This is a genomic window from Paenibacillus sp. FSL W8-0194, from assembly GCF_037969745.1.
In the GTDB taxonomy this organism is placed as follows: domain Bacteria; phylum Bacillota; class Bacilli; order Paenibacillales; family Paenibacillaceae; genus Paenibacillus_AQ; species Paenibacillus_AQ cookii.
Genome location: NZ_CP150205.1, coordinates 6021071 through 6039414 on the forward strand (window position 1 = coordinate 6021071; position 18344 = coordinate 6039414).

Below are 18344 nucleotides of genomic sequence, written 5' to 3' on the forward strand. Positions count from 1 at the left end.
GCTGCTAAGTAGCATTTGATGATTCCATAAAATCTATTCCTCGGGGATCAAGCGCGACAAGCGCAAAAAATCCCGTACGGAGATTCGGCAAAAATCTCGGTACGGGCTGTCGTACAAACCGTGCGGATCAGGCAAAAATGTTATTCAACGTCATCATTGTCTGCAGAATCGACGGCAGAGGCTTGATATGTATCACTGCTCATAATACGTTTCGCGCCAACGTAGCGGTTGACGTAATAGCTTTCGCTAAGCGAACTGACGACAACGCCGCGGGATGTCGAAGCATGTGCGAATTTACCGTCGCCGACGTAAATGCCGACATGGGAAACGCCGGAACCGGATGTATTAAAAAATACGAGATCTCCTGCTCTCAAATCGCTGCGGGAAACGGAAGTGCCCATCGTAAACTGCGAACCGGACTGGTGAGGCAGGTTGATGCCGAGATGCTTAAATACGTACATCGTAAATCCGGAGCAGTCAAAGCCGTTGGTCGTCGTTCCTCCGGTTCTGTATTTCGTTCCGAGCACATCGTCGATGACTTTGTCCATTTTCGAATCCGCGAAAGCGCTTCCGGCCCCAACGGTAAATACGATGGCAAAACTCATGACTGCTGCTGCTAGCTTCTTTTTCAAAATTAATACTCCTTCCGGTGCCTGCGAGGTTAGCTTAAGGATTCGGTAGAAGGTCCCCTATGATCCCTCTGTTGCAAGATCAATTCACCCGTAAATGGTTCCCCCGCTTCCCTAGTGTGAGGAAATTCGGCATATGTCTTTTTACACTATATACTTCAGGAGCCGCCTGTTTACAGGCAACGGCTCAACAAAGATTACAAAGTTGTTACTAACGCTGGGATTATTGTAACAAAGGAATGACGTTTTGGCAATTGTTTCTATGCCTAAACCTTCAAAAAAATCACCATAATTTCGGGATTTTTGCCAAATCGGCTCCAACGAAGGACAATTATAAGCGTTTTTTACTTAGAAAATTGGTTTATTTAACGGAAAGGAAGGGTAAATCATAGTTGAAGGCACGTGGATGAGCGGAGTTTGAAAGTTCGAAAAAAATTTTTTTTGAAAGTTGTTACTTTTTTAGGTTTTCAAACGTCTAATAAGTAACAGGAAACCCGCGAGGGATTTCGGCAAAAATCTCCGCGCGGGCATCGTAAGCTTTTTCGTATGTTTATGGGTGAGTTTCTAGTTGTAGACGGCCGCTTTGTATTTAGCGGTACTCATGACACGTTTGGCGCCAATGTAGCGATTGGCGAAATAGCTGTTGCTGAGCTTGCTGATGGTCACGCCTTTCGAAGAAGACGAATGGGCAAATTTTCCGTTTCCTACGTAGATTCCGACATGGGATACGCCTGCGCCGCTCGTATTGAAGAATACCAGATCTCCGGCACGCAAATTGCTTTTGGAGACGGCGGTGCCGATTTTGAATTGGGCGCTGGATTGGCGCGGAATGGAAACCCCTAATTTTTGGAATACATAACGCGTAAACCCGGAGCAATCAAAACCTTTGGTCGTCGTTCCTCCGGTTTTGTAGGAAACGCCGATGGTGCTGTTCACGACATGACTCAGAGAAGATTGCGCGAATACGCTGGTTCCCATGGAGAACATAAGCGTCAAACCAAGCGCCGCGGCTGTTAACTTCTTTTTCAAAAATATAAACCCCTTCCATGTTGCCTGCGAGGTTAGCTTAAGGATTCGGTTGAAGGTCGTCCCCTATGATCCCTATGCTGCGAGATCAATTCACCCAAAGTGGTTCCCCCGCTTCCCGGTGCCAAGGAATTCGGCCTTGATCAAGCACCCGAAAGTGACTATTGATGACGATTAATTGGTATTTTCGTTGAAAATATCGTTACAGCACAATATGAAAAAGTTACAGTAAAAATGACAAAGTTGTTACTAACTGCTTACTCGGATTATTTTAACAGAGGATGACGACTTTGGCAAATCGTTCGGGATCTAAAAACGACAAAAACCCCGCCCTTTTTATTTTGAAAGGGGGGGGTTTTTCTTATATCAAGGGGTTGGAGTGATGACAAAAAGTTAACTTTTTGATGATTTATTTTTCCGTGCCCCGATGCGCTTGGGCGTACCACAGGTCAAACTTCGCCGAAATGCCCCATAATCTCATAATGCAGCTGACGAGGTGGTAGCCCTGCTGGAGGATGAGCGCGATGATGCCTGCCCACATCCAGGAAACTCCCGTACAGAGGCTGAACAAAATCAGGCTGAGCGAGCCGAGTATCAGCGAAACGCCGATGAGCGGGAACGCGCCGCGCAGGCAGTGCCACAAGGGAGGCAACAAGCCGCCGCCGCCGGTCTTGCCGAACTGCATGAAAAGAATCAGTTGGTGCACGATATATCCGTACAGGAGCCATCCCAAAATCCAGGGAAGAACGGACAGGCCCATGGATTGCAGCGGCATCCCGTCCAGAAGCGCCGCATATACCTTAGGTATGACCCAGTAGGCCGGGGCCGCGAGCAGAACCCATTCGATCAAGTGAAACAGAAGGACGGTTTTTCCGTGGCGCTTCATGCCTTGGAAGAAAAACAGCCCGACTTCGCCCTCGCGTTCACGGTGCAGCCCGTAAAAAATTCCGGCATGGATAAAAGGGGTCAGCAGCATGCGAAGGGCAAACATCGAAAGAAGAATCCAAATGTACATATGCACCGTGCCGCTGTCGGAAAGGCTCATTTTGCCTTCGATGTAATAAAGCAGCTGGCTGAGCTCATTGGGCTCGGGGTCCGGATAACGCATCAGCAGCGGAGTGACGGCCGAATGGACCAGCCTGTACAGAAAGTAGCCCCAAATCAGCTGGTACAAAAAGAGAATGATGACGATATAAAATTGGTTTTTAAGACTTTTCCAGCCATGCGCAATATGGGATTTCACCGGTTCTCACCTCACCAGGACAGACTTCCAAGCAGCGTCTCGATCAGCTTGGTGATGCTTACGTTCCAGCGGACCAGAACCTTCTTGTCCATATCCGCTTTCAAGTAATTGTTGAAGTGCCTGTTCTCGATCACGATCGTGTATTCCGGATCGACCATCGCCCAGGCGAGCGGTGCCTTATACTCCAGCTTGAATTCGGCGCTTTCCGCCGAGCCGTTCCAGACTTTGTTCAGCGTATGCCCGTCCGTGAAGGTGAAGCGTACCGGGACTTGGGGGAAATCTCCGCCTTTTTTCGAAATTTTTACAATCGACTCATAGACGGGGCCGGAAGCTGCATCCTTCTTGCGGACGGAGATGGAATCGACCGCGAAGTCGGCCATTTGATTTCCGTAAACGTATTGATCGAAAAAGGACTGCCAGGATTGCCGGGTAACCTGCTCGACCACCTTTTGGAAGTCTGCCGTCGTCGGATGTTTGAAACGGTATTTTTTTGCGTAGGTGCCTAGAATTTTGTTCATCGTTTGCTTCCCGACTTGCTGTTCCATCGCCTTTAGCAGGAGTTTGCCCCGGTAATAGACGTTCAGGGCGTATTGATCCTGGGAGCCGTATTTCCATGCTTCCTGCGTCAGCGACATCGGGGACGCGATCAAGGATGACTGGATAGGCAAATTCGGAATGACGCCGTATTCCTGCTCCATCAGCTTATCTTCGGCATAGGAGGTGAATCCTTCGTCCAGCCAGGCTTCCTCGAACTCGTTGCTCGCAAGCATGCCATAAAAATACTGGTGCCCGATTTCGTGGATGACCGTCCGTTCCAGGTCGTAGCCGGGAGAGTCGTCTTTGGCCCCGAAGGCGGTGATCAGCGTCGGATACTCCATGCCTCCGGCCCCGTTCCCCGATTCCGGCGGCACGACGATCGACAGGGTGGAGTACGGATACCGGCCGTACCATTTGCTAAAATATTTGAGGGCGGCTTTGGCGGCAAAAAAGTATCTTTGTTTCAAGTCTTTATGGGCGGGGTCCAAATACAGCTTGATGCGCACGCCCGGGACCTCGGGAGACGAGAACGGCTCTTCGGCGACGATAAAGTTCGGCGACGCGGCCCAGGCAAAATCATGGACATCGTCGGCATAAAACTGATAAATTTTTTCTTTCCCCCGGATTTGCGCGGGTTGCACGGGAAAGCCGGTGGCGGCTACGATATAGTCGTCCGGCACGTGAATGCGGACGCTGTAGATGCCGAAGTCGGAGTAGAATTCGGAATTGCCGTGATATTGATGCAGGTTCCATCCTTCCGCCTTGCGACCTCTTGTCCCCTCGGGCTCATAGACGCTGATTTTCGGGAACCATTGCCCGGCCATGACGAAATCATCGTCCGCGGTGCCCATCCGGGCGAATATTTTGGGAAGTTTGACCTCAAAACGCATGCGGATCGTAATGCTTTCGCCCCCTTTGACCGGTTTCGGAAGCCGGACCTTCACGAGGGTCTTGTCCTTGACGTTGCCGTCATCGGGCTGAACGTATTGCATGCGGTGCATCAGCGAAAGGCCATCGGCGGTTTTCATTTCGGTGATGCTCATTGAACCGAAGCCGTCCGCAGGCATCGTGTCATTCCGGAGCTTTCCCCCGGATTCTTTCATAAACGTGGAGTCCATCGAAGAGAAGGCGTTAGGGTACAAATGGAAGTACAGCTCGTTCACCGTCTTTTTGCCGGGGTGGATCCAGGTCAGCGTTTCGGTTCCCTTGATGATGCGGTTTTCGGCATCAAGCGTCGTATCGATATGGTATTCCACGACCCGATTGCTGAGGATTTCAGCCGTCGGCTTCTGTACGCTTTCCTGCTGGGCGATCGGCGTGGACACCTTGGGAGGCTTGGCCTGATCCGGAGCATAGGAAGGCCGCGATTCCGGTGCATCCCGAAGAAGGAGCGCCCCTGTTCCCGCAAGCAATAGACAGAGGGCAATGAACGATGAAATAACGATTTTGGCGCGTGCTGGAGCCATATACGAATACCTCCCGTTGACAAGCATCTAAAGCATGTATATGTTGGCTTTCCAGCGATTATTAGTTAAAATAAAATTAAGTTGCTTGACCAAGAGGCATATAAAGCAGGACGCCTGCCCTGAAACCGGGACAGCGCGTTTTCAATAGGAGGAACACGAAACGTGGAAAACAAGGAGCAAGTAGGCAAGAAGCAGATTGCCCTGAACATCGTCAGCGGCAAAAGCAAGCATAAAATCGGTTTTGGCGCAGGCTCCATCGACCTCAACAACATTTCTCCGGTCATCATTGACCGCGGCGTGGCTACGATCGATATCGGCGCCATGCATGCGAAGAGCAAACCGGAACGCCGTATCCGCTTTTCGGCCAACCGTGAAGACGTGCCGAATGGACGCCAGGTATGGATCGTTTGGGTGGCAGTCGACCGCGACGAGTCGGGGCAATATTATGCGGGTGCGACGGCCAGCGAAATGTGGATCGACGAGGAAGCGCGCAGAGGCTGGAAAATTCTTGCCGATCACGTCAATCGCATGGATGCCGCGTTGAAACGCAAATTCATGCTGGACGAACTGGGCGCGGAAGAGAAAAAACTGCTGAAGGATCTGCTGGTCTCCCATAACGAGGAATGGTGGGACAGATCGCCGGAAGAGCTGAAGCAGGCGCTTGACGTTTAATCGCGGCTATCCCGTTTACTGCCGCAATCAAATAAAAGGGTCTGCCGGCGCTTGTTGAACCAACAAGCAGCTGGCAGGCCCTTTTTGCTTTTTCCAAGCCCGTATGTCAACACCTCAACACCCTCTCCACGGCGTGGGATGCTTGTCTTTCACGGATACGTACGGATTCCCGTCGATGTAAAAACGCCAAGGCTTAAGCGCATATTCCCCGGCGTAATCGATATTGATCCTCGGGCACTGGACGATCGGAAGTTCATTTGCCGCATCTCCAGACTCCAATCGCAGAACGCCGTCCGCTTGAAACAGCGGGTATCCGTTCAGGCTCCTGTCGATCCGCAGCGCGCGGCACAGCTTGCCGGGCCCATTGCTGAGATTGGCGGCTTTTCCGGAGAACCGGCCGCGGCGTCGTAGCATCAGCTCTTGATCCCTTTCGCTCATCGGCTCTACCGCGCGAATCAATACCGCCTGCGGGTCATCGATCTCCCCGACGACGACATTGAGGCAGGAATACATGCCGTATATCAAATAGACATAGGCGATCCCGCCGGCCGCAAACATGACCTCCGTCCGGTTGGTGCGCCGGTTGCCGAACGCATGGCTGCCCCGGTCTTCCGCTCCGCCGTAGCTTTCCGTCTCGACGATGCGGCAGCGGATTTCGCCCTCCTCCGTAACCCGTACCAGCGTTTGGCCGAGCAGGAGCGGGGCCGCTTCTAGCGCCGTCCGCGCCAGCAGCGAAGGGGAAATCAGTTTCGGTTCCTGCATGGCGAGCCTCCTTCCTTATTTTAAAACAAACTCGGCCTTCACCGGGTTATGGTCGCTGTGTTCATGTTTGAGATCATAGCCCTCCACATGAAGGATCTCGATGTTCGGGGATACCAGAAAGCCGTCAATGACCGCACGGAAATTCAAGCCTTCCTTAAAGGGAAGGTCGACCGTCCGCACCGACGGGACCTTGTTGTCCACGGCCCACTGGAATCCTTCCGGCTTGAAATCTTCCGGGAACGGCTGAAGCCACTCGGGCCAATCCTGGGTCGTTTTGAAGGCTTTCGGATCGGTGCCGGGCAGCGAGTGGTTCCAGTCGCCTCCGACGATCAGATAATTCCCCAATGCCGTTTCCTTCTGGATATAAGCCTTCAAATAATGAAGCTGCTGTTTGCGGATGCTTCCGCCCTTATCGAACGCGGACAGATGAAGATTGACCAGAACAAGCTCCTTGCCGTTTTTGACGGGAATGCGGTTTTCGATGAAGGCGCGGTCCAGATCGAATTGCTGCCGGGGCCATTTTTCTTCTCCGGGCAGTTGGTACCGCACGGCGCTGCTGCTGCTGAATTTGGAGAGCGTCAGCATTCCGCCCCGGACGTGGCCCATCGGGTGCAGGACGGGAACGGGAACCCAAGGCATTTTGTAATTGTCGGCATAGGAGAGGCCGTATCCCGGCAGAAAAACCTTCAGGGAATCTGCCTCGTTAATGCCGTAGCTGCGGGTAGAGTCGATATCCACTTCCTGAATAAAAATGATATCGGAACGCAGGCCGCTCAAAAAGGTTCCCATGCCCCTCAAGTTCAACTCGGTTTGCCTTTTGCTGCTTGAACGCGATCCGGTCCCGCCATCCATGAAGAAATCCTGATCCCGATCCAGCCCGCCGTAACCGATATTAAAGGTCGTGACGGTAAAAGCGTCTCCGGTTTTCATCACACGATCCGGATTGCCTTCCATAACGATCGGCTCGGTTTCCCGCGGCCTGTAGTCCGTCACGGTCACGTACAGCAAAAAAACGCCGGCGAACAAAAGGATCGCAACCGCGGCGCCCCCGAATGCCCACAACACTTTTCTAACCATCTATTGACTCCTTCATATATCAGACTATTCGAAATTCCCGAGCAAATTTCTTCCATGCAGTCCTACTGTATCATGCGGAAGCTTGGGGAATCCAGAAGAAAAGGCCCGCCTCTCCGGGACTGCCTTAGACCGGGAGAGGAGGCCTTTATCGTCATCGTTAATCCGTCAGCCAGCGTTTAATGGTTTTCCACCAGGAACGTTTTTCCGACGTGCCGCCTTTGGCTGCGGGCTGTTCGGGATCTCCGCCGTGCGCGGCGCAGTATTCGGTCGGCTCGGTACCCGCAACGAACACCTCCAGCTTCTTGTCCGGGCAATCGGCGGTGGCCAGCTTTCCCGTTTCCCGGTCGACGTATACGGTAACGACGCCGCTTGGAATGCTGAATATTTTCGGCGGCACGTTTTCGAGCGCTTTTTCCGTAAACCGGGCAAATATCGGCGCTGCGCGGTGGCCGTCCAACGTGGTGATGGTTCGTCCCTTGTCATAACCTACCCAGACGGCCGTGGCCAGCTCCGGCGTATAGCCGACCATCCAGGCGTCGGTATCGGTCGTGCCCGTTTTGCCGGCGACCGGGCGTTTGATCAGGGAGGAGACGCGGCTTCCCGTTCCCCCGGATTCGAACACGCTCTCCATCAGATGGGTTAAAACGTAAGCAGCCGCTGGCTCCACGACCTGTTCGCCCGCGGTTTCGGGGGCTTGATACAGCACTTCCCCGGCCGCATCCGTAATTTTCAGCACGGCGACGGGCGGCATCCGTTTGCCGCCGTTGCCGATGACGGCGAAAGCGGAGGCCATCTCGAACGGACTGATGGGCGAAGTCCCAAGCGCCAGCGAAGGAACCGGCTTCAACGGGCTGACGATGCCCAGCCTTTTCGCCATATCGATGACGTTGTCAGCGCCGACTTTCAGGAGCGTATTGACGGCATAAATATTATCCGAGGCGGCGATCGCCTGCTGCATGTCGATTTCGCCCAAATACTTTTCTCCGAAGTTGCTCGGCCGGTAGATTTTCCGGTTGTTGTCGTAGTGGAACAGGGTCGGCTCGCTTTTGAACGTGCTCAGGCCGGTCATCGTTTTCGAAGACAGCGCCGTCAGATACATGATCGGTTTAAAGGATGAGCCCGGCTGGCGCGTTTTGGAGAGCGCATGGTTAAACTGGCTTGCCTTATAGTTTTTTCCTCCGACCATCGCCTTGACGTAACCTGTGCGCGGATCGATGGCTACGAGCGCCGTTTCCAGCTCGCTGTTTGGATCCATGCCCCGGGCCACCGCCTCTTCGGCTGCCGCCTGCGCATGGGGATCCAGCGTCGTATAGATATTCAGGCCGCCATGGTCCAGCTGCTCCTCGCTGATGCCCAGCTGGCTGGTGACGAGGTTCCGGATATAATCCCGGAAAAAGGGGGCGGACACCCGGGCCAGCTGCTGCTCCTGAGGCTTCAAATGAAGCTTCTCGGCGGCGGCCTCTTCGGCCTCCTGCCGCGTAATCTGGCCGGTTTCCACCATCGTGCCGAGCACGATCCTTTGCCGCATTTTGGCATGATCCATATGCTTAAATGGCGAATAGTAGGTTGGACCTTTCGGAATGCCGGCGAGCATCGCGCTTTCGGCCAGGTCGAGTTCGGCGGCCGGCTTGCCGAAATACATCTGCGAAGCGGCTTCGATGCCGTATGCGCCGTGGCCGTAATAAATTTCATTTAAATACATTTGCAGAATTTCGTTTTTGCTGTATTTCATCTCCAGCTGCGCGGTATACATCGCTTCTTTTATTTTTCGGGTCCACGTTTTGGCATGGGACAGATACAGGTTGCGGGCAAGCTGCTGCGTCAGCGTGCTCGCTCCTTGGGCCCGCTGCATTTCTTTCAAATTGACAAGCATGGCCCGGCCCATGCCTTTGACGTCGAACCCGATATGGTCGAAAAATTTCCGGTCCTCAACGGCCAGCGTCGCTTTCACAAGGAGCGGGGATATCCGCTCGAGCGGGACGGGCTCATAGCTCCGGCCGCTCGCCGAAAAGGTGGCCAAAATATTGCCCTGGCTGTCCAGGAGGCGGGAATTGCGGTCGGTGTCGGCGACGGGAAGGCTTTTTTGATACAAAAACCCAAGCAAGATGCCTACGGCAAGAAGAACGGCCAGAGTCATGGCCAGCATCAGCTTGATCAACGCGGCAAACCGGCTTTTGCGTCTGGGCTTGGAGTGATGGTGCTGCGGCATGGCGTTTCTTCCCTTCCAGTTATATACATTCATTATGGGAAAGGAGGGGCGGGGATATTCATTTTCCTTTCATAAACAGGCCGGAAAAAGGACAAGATGAACCGGGGATGACGGGTACATTCCTGGGGGCCGGACAGGCCGAAAAGGTGTGAAAAACTGTATCTTTACAGTCATTTCCCCCATCGCGTATAATTCAAAAGATGTGTTTGCGCATCCATAGTTTGGTACAATAAATAAAGCGGGGATTCAGCCTGACCGGAAAGCTCCGGACGAGGGATCAACCGAAGCGAAGTCCCCTATATTCTAGCGGAAAGAAGGTAGTTGTCGATGGAATTGTGGTTTACGGAAAAGCAAACCCCCGCTTTTGGGATTACAGCTAAAATCAAACAAACGTATGTTAACGAAAAAACCGACTTTCAGGATCTGGCCATGGTCGAGACTGAAGAGTTTGGAAATATGCTTTTGCTTGACGGCATGGTGATGACAACGGAAAAAGACGAGTTCGTATACCATGAAATGGTGGCCCATCCCGTACTGAACACGCACCCGAATCCGAAACACGTGCTGGTGGTCGGCGGCGGCGACGGCGGCGTGATCCGCGAAATCATCAAACACCCGGAAGTGGAAAAGGCGGTGCTCGTCGACATCGACGGCAAAGTGATCGAATATTCGAAAAAATACCTCCCTTCCATCGCCGGCAAGCTGGACGACCCCCGGGTCGAAGTGCACGTGAACGACGGTTTCATGCATATTCATGAGCACAAAAACGAATACGACGTCATCATGGTCGATTCCACGGAACCCGTCGGACCGGCAGCGCCGCTGTTCGAGCGCGGTTTCTACCAGGGCATCTACGAGGCGTTGAAGGACGACGGCATGTTCGTGGCCCAAACGGACAATCCTTGGTTCAAAGCCGACCTGATCCAAAAGGTCAACCGCGACGTCAAGGAAATTTTCCCGATCGTGCGCGTATACGGGGCCAACATCCCGACATACCCAAGCGGCCTCTGGACCTTTACGATGGGCAGCAAAAAGTACGATCCGCTCGAAGTGAACGAAGCGGACATTCCGGAAATGGACACCAAATATTACACCCCACGTCTTCATAAAGCGGCTTTCGTGCTGCCTAAATTCGTGGAGGATTTGACGAAATAAGGAGGCACCTTAGCACGATGAAACTTGATCAGGCATACTCAGGCAACGTGTTTATTCTCAGTTCCGACGATTACGAAAACTCCAAGGCCGTCATTTACGGCATGCCGATGGATTACACGGTCAGCTTCCGTCCGGGCTCGCGCTTCGGCCCTGCCCATATCCGCCAGGCATCCGTGGGCCTCGAGGAGTACAGTCCTTATTTGGACAAAAGCATCGAAGACATGACCTATTTCGATGCGGGCGACTTGCTCCTGCCTTTCGGCAATGCATCGCGCAGCTTGGACATCATCCGCGATTACGTGGGCAAGCTGCTGGATGACGGCAAATTCCCGATCGGCCTCGGCGGCGAGCATCTCGTCACTTGGCCGGTGATTGAGCAAATGTACGCGAAGTATCCGGATCTGATCCTGATCCATATCGACGCGCATGCCGACCTGCGCGAGCAATACGAAGGCGAGCCGCTTTCGCATTCCACGCCGGTCCGCAAGGCCGCTGCCCTGATGGGCGGCAAAAACATTTACCAATTCGGCATCCGCTCCGGATCGCGCGAGGAATTCAAATTCGGACGCGAAAACATCAACTTCTACCCGTTTGACGTAGCTGCTCCGCTGAAAGAAGCGCTGCCTCAAATGGGCAAACGTCCGGTGTACGTGACGATCGACATCGACGTGCTGGATCCGTCCGCCGCTCCAGGCACGGGTACCGCGGAAGCGGGGGGCATCACCTCCAAAGAGCTTTTGGAGGCCGTCCATCTCATCGCCCGTTCCGACGTGAACGTGGTCGGCTGCGACCTGGTCGAAGTGGCGCCGATCTATGACCATTCCGAACAGACGCAAATCGTGGCTGCCAAGCTTATTCGCGAAATGCTGCTTGGTTTTGTGAAATAACGCTTCAATTTTATTGGATTTCGTCCATTATCTGCATGCAAAGCATCTTCTGAAGGATGCCGGGAACCGTAACGACAAGGTTGGCCCCGGCTGAACTGAAGGAGATGCTTTTTTTTGGGGGTTCTTATGAATGGAAAACCTGAAAATGTTTGCGGTTGACGTGTAAATCGGGTCGTTAACGGGTAAGTTCAACGTATACGGAGGTGTTGTGCATGAGATGGAAACCATGGACGAAGCGCGCTTTGGCTGCTGCCGCGGCATGCCTGCTGCTGCCGTTGGGCTTGGGCTCTTCTCCGGGCGCCGCGGCGGCCGCCCCGCCGACAGCGGCATCATGCGGCAGCGGGGATCATGGCCTATTGCAGGACCTGCAGAAGAAGCATTCGGAGGCGGGCCGGGAGCCGCTGCATTTTACGGATATCCAGTTCCTCAGCCGGAGCACGGGGAGAGCGGCCGGCACCGGTTTTATCCTGGGCACGTCGGATGCCGGATGCCGCTGGCAGACCATTTACGAAGGGCCGTGGCAGTTTGGGCAGATTGATTTTACGGATAACGTTCACGGCTGGGCTTTAGCTTCGCTGCCGTCGAAGCCAGCGCCCGTTTTGCTTCGAACGGCGGATGGAGGCAGCCATTGGAAGGGCGTATATACGGGCAAGCTTCATTTTGAACGGATTCAATTCCTGAGCGCCAAGACGGGATTCGGTTATACGGCCACAGGCGCGTATCGGACGGATAACGGCGGCAACGGGTGGATGAAGGTTCCGACGCCGGCAAATACGCGTTATTCCGTTTTTAACGATACAAAAAACGGCTATGCGCTTACGGTCGAACCCGGACAGGGTTACCGCATTTATCAAACCCGGGACGGGGGCCGCAGCTGGGCCGCGAAGCTGAAGGTAAAAGCCGCGTCCACGGCAGGGGGCCAAATCTACAGCAAGGATGACCAAGTATGGGCGATCCTATATGGGGGTTCTGGGATGTCCCAAGTCTCGTATTCCCTATACGGCAGCACGGATCAAGGATCGCACTGGAAGCGGGTGATTGCCCAGGATACGGCCGGCGGCGGCCCTGCACCGGGAAGCGGGAAGGCTGCCGTTTCGAGCGGTCCTGCCCAGCCGGGCGGGCATCCGGGCAATATGCAGCTTTACGGCAAAGAAACCGCGATTCTTGCGGGCGGGTCCCCGGCCGGCGGCATGGTCTCGATCGGCGTTACGTATGACGGCGGGAACACGTGGAAAAACATCAAACCGTCCGTGAACGGATTTGATGCACGGATTTCCTTCGTCAACGCCAAAACAGGCTGGATGGCGGTCACCAGCGCAACCAAAGCCTCGATTTATTCCACGCAGGACGGAGGGGCGACCTGGAGCCGCAAGTTTGCGTTTCGAGAAGCGCTGCAGCCGTAAAAAACGATGAAAGGATAGGTCCGACAACGGCCTATCCTTTATATTTTCCCTGCCGTTCTTCCCATTCCTCGCGGAGCATGCCCATCCGGATCGAATCGTAAAAAACGCCGTTGTAGAGCCTGCATTTCCGCAGCCTGGCCTCCATCGTAAACCCGAGTTTTTCGCCGACCCGGATCATCCGGTGGTTGCCCGACCAGGTGGTGAAGCCAACGCGGACCAGCGGCAGGGTGCCGAACAATTTGCTGATCCACAACGCAAGCGCCCTTGTGCCGTAACCCCCGCTCCAATAGGCAGGATGGTAAATGACGATCCCCATTTCCAGCCAGTAAGAGGGCTTGTGCTCCCAATAATAACTGACCGTCCCGATCAGTTCGTCGTTGACTTCGATCGCCCAGAAGTCGTCCTGATGAACGAGATTGTCCTTGTTGGCTGCATATTTTTCGAAAGACATGGCGGTATGCTCGTAATAAGGGGCATCCCACTTTTTCCATTCGGGGGCTTCCTCTTTGGCCGAAAGCTCCCATAGCCGCGGCAGATCCCTTTCCGTAACAGGCCGGATCCGCAAGTTATCGTCTTCGTATATCGTCAAAGTTTGCCTCCTCATCTGCGGTTTTGCCGTCAAGACCGTTCAAATTCCTTTCCTGTATGATTTCGCCGCAGCCCAGGCGGTTTCCTTTTCATATCAATCTTCCAACTTCTCTCGGATCCAAAAAAGCGAAAGAATAGAAAGAACGGAAGGCGTGAAAGCTGTATAATAACGAAGGGAAGCCGGGCGCGGATAAGTCGTCCGCAATTGCTTCTGCCTGTTGAATTGAGCCCCTGAACTGGATATAGTATTACAATAGAAAGAAACAGAATGGAGCCGTAACGTGATGCAAGAAGCGAAAAGGGCGCGCATTCGCCTGCAGAGCAAGCAGGACGGGGACCTCGTGGTGCAAGAGGCGGTGGCCGAAGTGTTTGAACGCGGCGGGGCGCTCTATCTTAAATATGAGGAACCGGAGGCCGATTTGAAGGGGCGGAAGACGAGGACCCTCCTGAAAATTGCCCGGGACAGCATAAAAATGATCCGGCACGGCGCGGTGGAATCGGAGCAAACGTTTCAGGAAGGCGCCGCGATGCCCGGTTTTTATAGGTCTCCGTATACCTCGTTCAATCTTTCGACACGGACTAACTCGCTTGAGATCCGTTGGGATCGCGGGTTTTCGGGAACGGTTTCCTGGACGTACGATTTGTACGTGCATGAGGAATGTACGGGACATTTTGACATTAGTTTGCATATACAGGAGGACACGCAATGACAACCAACCCATTAGAACATATCAACCAGCTGGTGACCGAAGCGCTCGCCGAGGCCGTCGTAGCGGCTGGCATCGCAACCCGCGAGGAACTGCCCGCGTTTACGCTCGAGGTACCGAAGGACAAATCGCACGGGGATTTGGCGACGAATGCCGCGATGCAGCTGACCCGGATCGCGAAAAAGAACCCGCGCCAGATCGCCGAGGCGATCCTGGAGCATTTTGACATGAACAAAGCTTCCATTGAAAAAGCCGACATCGCCGGACCGGGCTTCATCAACTTCACGCTGAACAAAAGTTACCTATACCCGGTGATCCAGCAGGTTCATGAGCAAGGGGAAAATTACGGCCGGATCGCGCTGGGACAAGGCCAGAAAATTCAGGTGGAGTTCGTCAGCGCCAATCCGACCGGAAGCCTGCATTTGGGGCATGCGCGGGGCGCTGCCGTCGGGGATGCCCTGTGCAACGTGCTTGATTTTGCCGGTTATGAAGTGACGCGCGAATATTACATCAACGACGCGGGCAACCAGGTGGAGAACCTGTCCAAATCGATCGAAGCCCGCTACCTGCAGGAGCTCGGCCAAGACGCCGAGATGCCGGAGGACGGTTACCATGGGGAAGACATCAAAGGTTTCGCCAAGGAACTCGTCGCCGAGAAAGGCGATTCCTTGCTCTCCATGGACCCGGGAGAACGCGCGGCGTATTTCCGCAAATACGGGCTCGAAAAGGAATTGAACAAAATCAAACGCGACCTGAACCGGTTCCGGGTGCATTTCGACGAATGGTTCAGTGAAACCTCCCTTTACGAAAAAGGGCTGGTCGAGGAATCCCTGAACGAATTGAAAGCCAAGGGACAGGTGTACGAACAGGACGGGGCGACTTGGCTCCGCACGACCGACTACGGCGACGACAAGGATCGCGTATTGGTGAAAAATGACGGCACCTACACCTATTTGACGCCGGACATCGCTTATCACCGCAACAAATTCGAGCGCGGGTACGACCGCCTGATCAACATTTGGGGAGCCGACCATCATGGATATATTCCGCGGATGAAGGCGGCGATGGAAGCGATCGGTTACGATCCCGAACGGCTGACGGTATTGATCGCCCAAATGGTCAGCTTGTTCCAAAACGGGGAAAAAGTGAAAATGTCCAAACGGACGGGCAAAGCGGTAACGATGGAGGATCTGATGGAAGAAGTCGGCGTCGATGCCATCCGTTACTTCTTCACGATGCGCAGCATGGACTCCCATCTGGATTTTGACATGGATCTGGCGATTTCAACGTCCAATGAAAATCCGGTGTTTTACGTGCAATATGCCCACGCCCGGATCTGCAGCATCTACCGTCAGGCGGAGGAGCAGGGGATTACGCTGCTGCCGCTTGCCGAGGTGGATCTCAGCCTGCTGAATACCGAGCATGAATATGATCTGCTCCGCAAAATCGGCGAGCTCCCCGAGGAGATTGCCGTCGCCGCGGCGAACTATGCGCCGCATCGCATGATCCGTTACGTGTATGATCTTGCGTCCCTGTTCCACAGCTATTACAGAGCGCAGCGCGTCATTACCGAAGACGCCGCCCAGACGCAGGCTCGATTCGCCCTGCTGGGAGCCGTCCGCACGGTCATTGCCAACGTGCTGAAGCTGGTCGGCGTAAGCGCGCCGGAACAAATGTAAGGAGCTGCCGAGAGGATCGACCGATCTTCCGGGAAGGAAGCTATCAGCTATACAAAAAGCCCCTAGCTGCGGGCCCCGGAATTTTTTATGAAATCCGGTGCTCGCGGCCTGGGGATTTTTTTATTTTCGCGAACGAAGGCACCCGATTGGTAAAAATATAGAGGAAAAAACCATTTATTGTAGAATAACGACCAAATACGCCCGTCTGATTGCGTTCGAAAAACATGGGAAGAAGGAGACTGGAACGTGGCGACGATATTGGTAGTGGAAGATGAAAAACCGATCAATGACTTGATAACGATGAATTTAAAGCTGGTCGGGCATCGATTTTTTAAGGCTTTTAGCGGAATGGAAGTGCCGCCTATTTTGGAACGGGAGAAGATCGACCTGATTTTATTGGACGTGATGCTGCCTGGATTGGACGGCTTTTCGCTGATGAGGCAAATTCGGAACCTCAATGTTCCGGTTATATTTATTACGGCTAAAGACTCTTTGGCTGACCGCATCGCCGGTTTTGAACTGGGCGCGGATGATTATATCATCAAACCTTTTGAAATTTTGGAGTTGCTGGCCCGGATCCATGTGGTGCTGCGCCGGAGCACCAAGGAGCAAACGGCAATAATCATCGATGATGTCGAGATCCGGCCATTGGAGCGGCAGGTATACAAACGGGGCTGTGCCGTTGAATTGACCGCAAGGGAGTTTGAACTGCTTGACGTATTGCTTCAAAACCGAAATATTGCCCTATCCAGGGAAAAACTGCTGGAGTTGGCCTGGGGATATGATTATGAGGGAGAAACCCGAACGGTTGATGTTCATATCCGGCAGCTGCGCAAAAAGTTGGGATGGGAAGAGCGGATCAAGACCGTTTTCAAGCTTGGATACCGTCTGGAAATGCCGGGTGAACCATGAGATTTTGGCAGAAGACGTTGTTGGTCGTGCTGATTTTGTTTATCGTTGCCCTTGATGCCAGCGTGATTATGATGATGCATAAAAGCTGGAGGCTTAACCTGGAAAGGGAGATGCAGAGATCCTCCAATGAGCAGGCATTTATCACCAGCAACATCTATGACAATTTAAACTCGATCAAGTCGAGGGGCATGACCGTGAATGAGGACGTATTATTCGACGTGGCTCGTTCTTATGCGGAATATTATCAGAAGCAAAATATTTTCTTGCAATTATGGGATCGGGATCGGCTTGTGTATGATGGCGATGTAGCTGCAGGGAGGCAGCAGGGTTCGGGGCAAACACATACGGAAGAACCAAAGGTTCATGAAATGGTAACCTCGGGCAAGCTGCCCGCTCCGTACCAGGAGCTGAAGCTGGTGTATAAACGGAATATTGAAGGATTGTATGCAAGCCAAAAGGATTTGAACCGTTATTTTGTTTACGTCAATGTCATTGCCGGTCCGATTCTTGCCTTCTTGTTATATGTTCTGATCCGCCAATTAACCAAACCTTTGCGGCAGCTGTCCAAGACGACCCAAACGATCGCCGGCGGGAATTATAACGAACGCGTGGCATTGAAAAGGAATGACGAGTTCGGGGAACTTGCGCAAAATTTCAACCGGATGGCGGAAGCGGTCGAGAGGCACGTCACGGAGCTTTCCGCCATGGCGGAGGAAAAGCAGCGGATCGTTGATAATCTGGCCCATGAATTGCGCACCCCGCTGACAAGCATGCAGGGTTTTGCGCAGTATTTGAATTCAGCCCACATCAGCGAAGAGGAACGGATCACGGCGAGCGGTTATATTTGGAGCGAGACGCTGCGTTTGAAAAATTTGGCCTTCAAGCTGCTGGACTTGTCCGTTTTGCGTCGCCGGTCGGTGGAACGCATCCGTATATCGGTGGATGAGCTGTTTCAATCTGTCCGGCAAATGGAGCAGGAAAACCTGGAGAAGGCCGGCATGACGCTTGTCCTGTATAACGCCTTAGAAAGCGTATGGGGAGATCCAGATCTGCTTGCGTCGTTTCTGGTCAATTGCATCGACAATGCTATTCATGCGTCGGCGGAAGGTTCCGAAATCCGTTTATCGGCTTATGAACAACATTCGGCTGCAGTGCTGGAAGTTCGGGATTTTGGCAAGGGGATGAGCGAACAGCAAGCTCAGCGGGCGTTCGAACCATTTTACCGGGGAGATTCAGCCCGCTCGAGAGAACATGGAGGAGCCGGACTGGGATTATCGATCTGCAAACAAATAGCGGAGGCGCATCAGGCGACATTATCTCTCGAATCCCGGGAAAATGAGGGGACTTGCGTCCGCATCTTTTTATGTTTATAGACATGATTTTTGGGGATTT

Annotated in this window: 16 protein-coding genes and 2 riboswitches; of the genes, 8 read left to right on the plus strand and 8 right to left on the minus strand. The window is 53.4% G+C overall.

Features of this window, described 5'->3' with window-relative positions:
* Window positions 1-140 precede the first annotated feature (140 nt).
* From MKY58_RS27820 to MKY58_RS27835, 4 genes are all read right to left on the minus strand, one after another.
* Complete coding sequence (locus MKY58_RS27820) at window positions 141-632, minus strand: C40 family peptidase (protein ID WP_036714741.1); 492 nt, start codon at window positions 630-632, stop codon at window positions 141-143.
* A 3-nt stretch (window positions 633-635) separates the two neighbouring features.
* A riboswitch (cyclic di-AMP (ydaO/yuaA leader) is annotated at window positions 636-774 on the minus strand.
* A 419-nt stretch (window positions 775-1193) separates the two neighbouring features.
* Window positions 1194-1658 (minus strand): C40 family peptidase, encoded by a 465-nt coding sequence (locus MKY58_RS27825; RefSeq protein ID WP_036714738.1) that lies wholly within the window; start codon window positions 1656-1658, stop codon window positions 1194-1196.
* Between the two features lie 6 nt (window positions 1659-1664).
* Window positions 1665-1804: riboswitch (cyclic di-AMP (ydaO/yuaA leader) on the minus strand.
* Between the two features lie 260 nt (window positions 1805-2064).
* A complete protein-coding gene (locus tag MKY58_RS27830; protein WP_339322892.1) occupies window positions 2065-2898 on the minus strand; it encodes a hypothetical protein in 834 nt (277 codons plus the stop codon).
* Between the two features lie 11 nt (window positions 2899-2909).
* Window positions 2910-4901, minus strand: coding sequence for a M1 family metallopeptidase (locus MKY58_RS27835; protein WP_339322893.1), 1992 nt, complete (start codon window positions 4899-4901; stop codon window positions 2910-2912).
* Between the two features lie 162 nt (window positions 4902-5063).
* Between MKY58_RS27835 and MKY58_RS27840 the strand changes: the two genes are divergently transcribed.
* On the plus strand, window positions 5064-5573 hold the full coding sequence (locus MKY58_RS27840; protein ID WP_339322894.1) for a YwhD family protein: 510 nt from the start codon (window positions 5064-5066) through the stop codon (window positions 5571-5573).
* 114 nt (window positions 5574-5687) lie between these two features.
* Here the strand turns inward: MKY58_RS27840 and MKY58_RS27845 are convergent, their stop codons facing one another.
* From MKY58_RS27845 to MKY58_RS27855, 3 genes are all read right to left on the minus strand, one after another.
* Window positions 5688-6335, minus strand: coding sequence for a DNA-3-methyladenine glycosylase (locus MKY58_RS27845; protein WP_339322895.1), 648 nt, complete (start codon window positions 6333-6335; stop codon window positions 5688-5690).
* 15 nt (window positions 6336-6350) lie between these two features.
* Window positions 6351-7412, minus strand: coding sequence for an endonuclease/exonuclease/phosphatase family protein (locus MKY58_RS27850; RefSeq protein ID WP_339322896.1), 1062 nt, complete (start codon window positions 7410-7412; stop codon window positions 6351-6353).
* A 157-nt stretch (window positions 7413-7569) separates the two neighbouring features.
* Window positions 7570-9621: a PBP1A family penicillin-binding protein gene (locus MKY58_RS27855; protein WP_339322897.1), complete on the minus strand. Its 2052-nt coding sequence runs from the start codon at window positions 9619-9621 to the stop codon at window positions 7570-7572.
* A 327-nt stretch (window positions 9622-9948) separates the two neighbouring features.
* Between MKY58_RS27855 and speE the strand changes: the two genes are divergently transcribed.
* The 3 genes from speE to MKY58_RS27870 all read left to right on the plus strand — a co-directional run bounded on the left by speE (window position 9949) and on the right by MKY58_RS27870 (window position 13066).
* Complete coding sequence (gene speE / locus MKY58_RS27860; protein ID WP_036714870.1) at window positions 9949-10776, plus strand: polyamine aminopropyltransferase; 828 nt, start codon at window positions 9949-9951, stop codon at window positions 10774-10776.
* A 17-nt stretch (window positions 10777-10793) separates the two neighbouring features.
* Window positions 10794-11663, plus strand: coding sequence for an agmatinase (gene speB, locus MKY58_RS27865; RefSeq protein WP_036714871.1), 870 nt, complete (start codon window positions 10794-10796; stop codon window positions 11661-11663).
* 212 nt (window positions 11664-11875) lie between these two features.
* A complete protein-coding gene (locus tag MKY58_RS27870; RefSeq protein ID WP_339322898.1) occupies window positions 11876-13066 on the plus strand; it encodes a hypothetical protein in 1191 nt (396 codons plus the stop codon).
* A 31-nt stretch (window positions 13067-13097) separates the two neighbouring features.
* Here MKY58_RS27870 and MKY58_RS27875 read toward each other — a convergent pair whose 3' ends face one another.
* Window positions 13098-13649, minus strand: coding sequence for a GNAT family protein (locus tag MKY58_RS27875; protein WP_339325263.1), 552 nt, complete (start codon window positions 13647-13649; stop codon window positions 13098-13100).
* Window positions 13650-13938: 289 nt separating this feature from the next.
* Here MKY58_RS27875 and MKY58_RS27880 point away from each other — a divergent pair, with 289 nt between their 5' ends.
* From MKY58_RS27880 to MKY58_RS27895, 4 genes are all read left to right on the plus strand, one after another.
* The gene (locus tag MKY58_RS27880; protein ID WP_339322899.1) at window positions 13939-14364 is read left to right on the plus strand and encodes a DUF1934 domain-containing protein; all 426 of its coding nucleotides are present in this window, start codon (window positions 13939-13941) and stop codon (window positions 14362-14364) included.
* Entirely contained in the window at window positions 14361-16040 is a 1680-nt protein-coding gene (gene argS / locus MKY58_RS27885; protein ID WP_212952364.1) for an arginine--tRNA ligase, read from the plus strand. Before MKY58_RS27880 ends, argS begins: the two co-directional genes overlap by 4 nt.
* 246 nt (window positions 16041-16286) lie before the next feature.
* Window positions 16287-16952, plus strand: coding sequence for a response regulator transcription factor (locus MKY58_RS27890; protein WP_036714873.1), 666 nt, complete (start codon window positions 16287-16289; stop codon window positions 16950-16952).
* Window positions 16949-18325: a HAMP domain-containing sensor histidine kinase gene (locus MKY58_RS27895; RefSeq protein ID WP_339322900.1), complete on the plus strand. Its 1377-nt coding sequence runs from the start codon at window positions 16949-16951 to the stop codon at window positions 18323-18325. Before MKY58_RS27890 ends, MKY58_RS27895 begins: the two co-directional genes overlap by 4 nt.
* Window positions 18326-18344 lie beyond the last annotated feature (19 nt).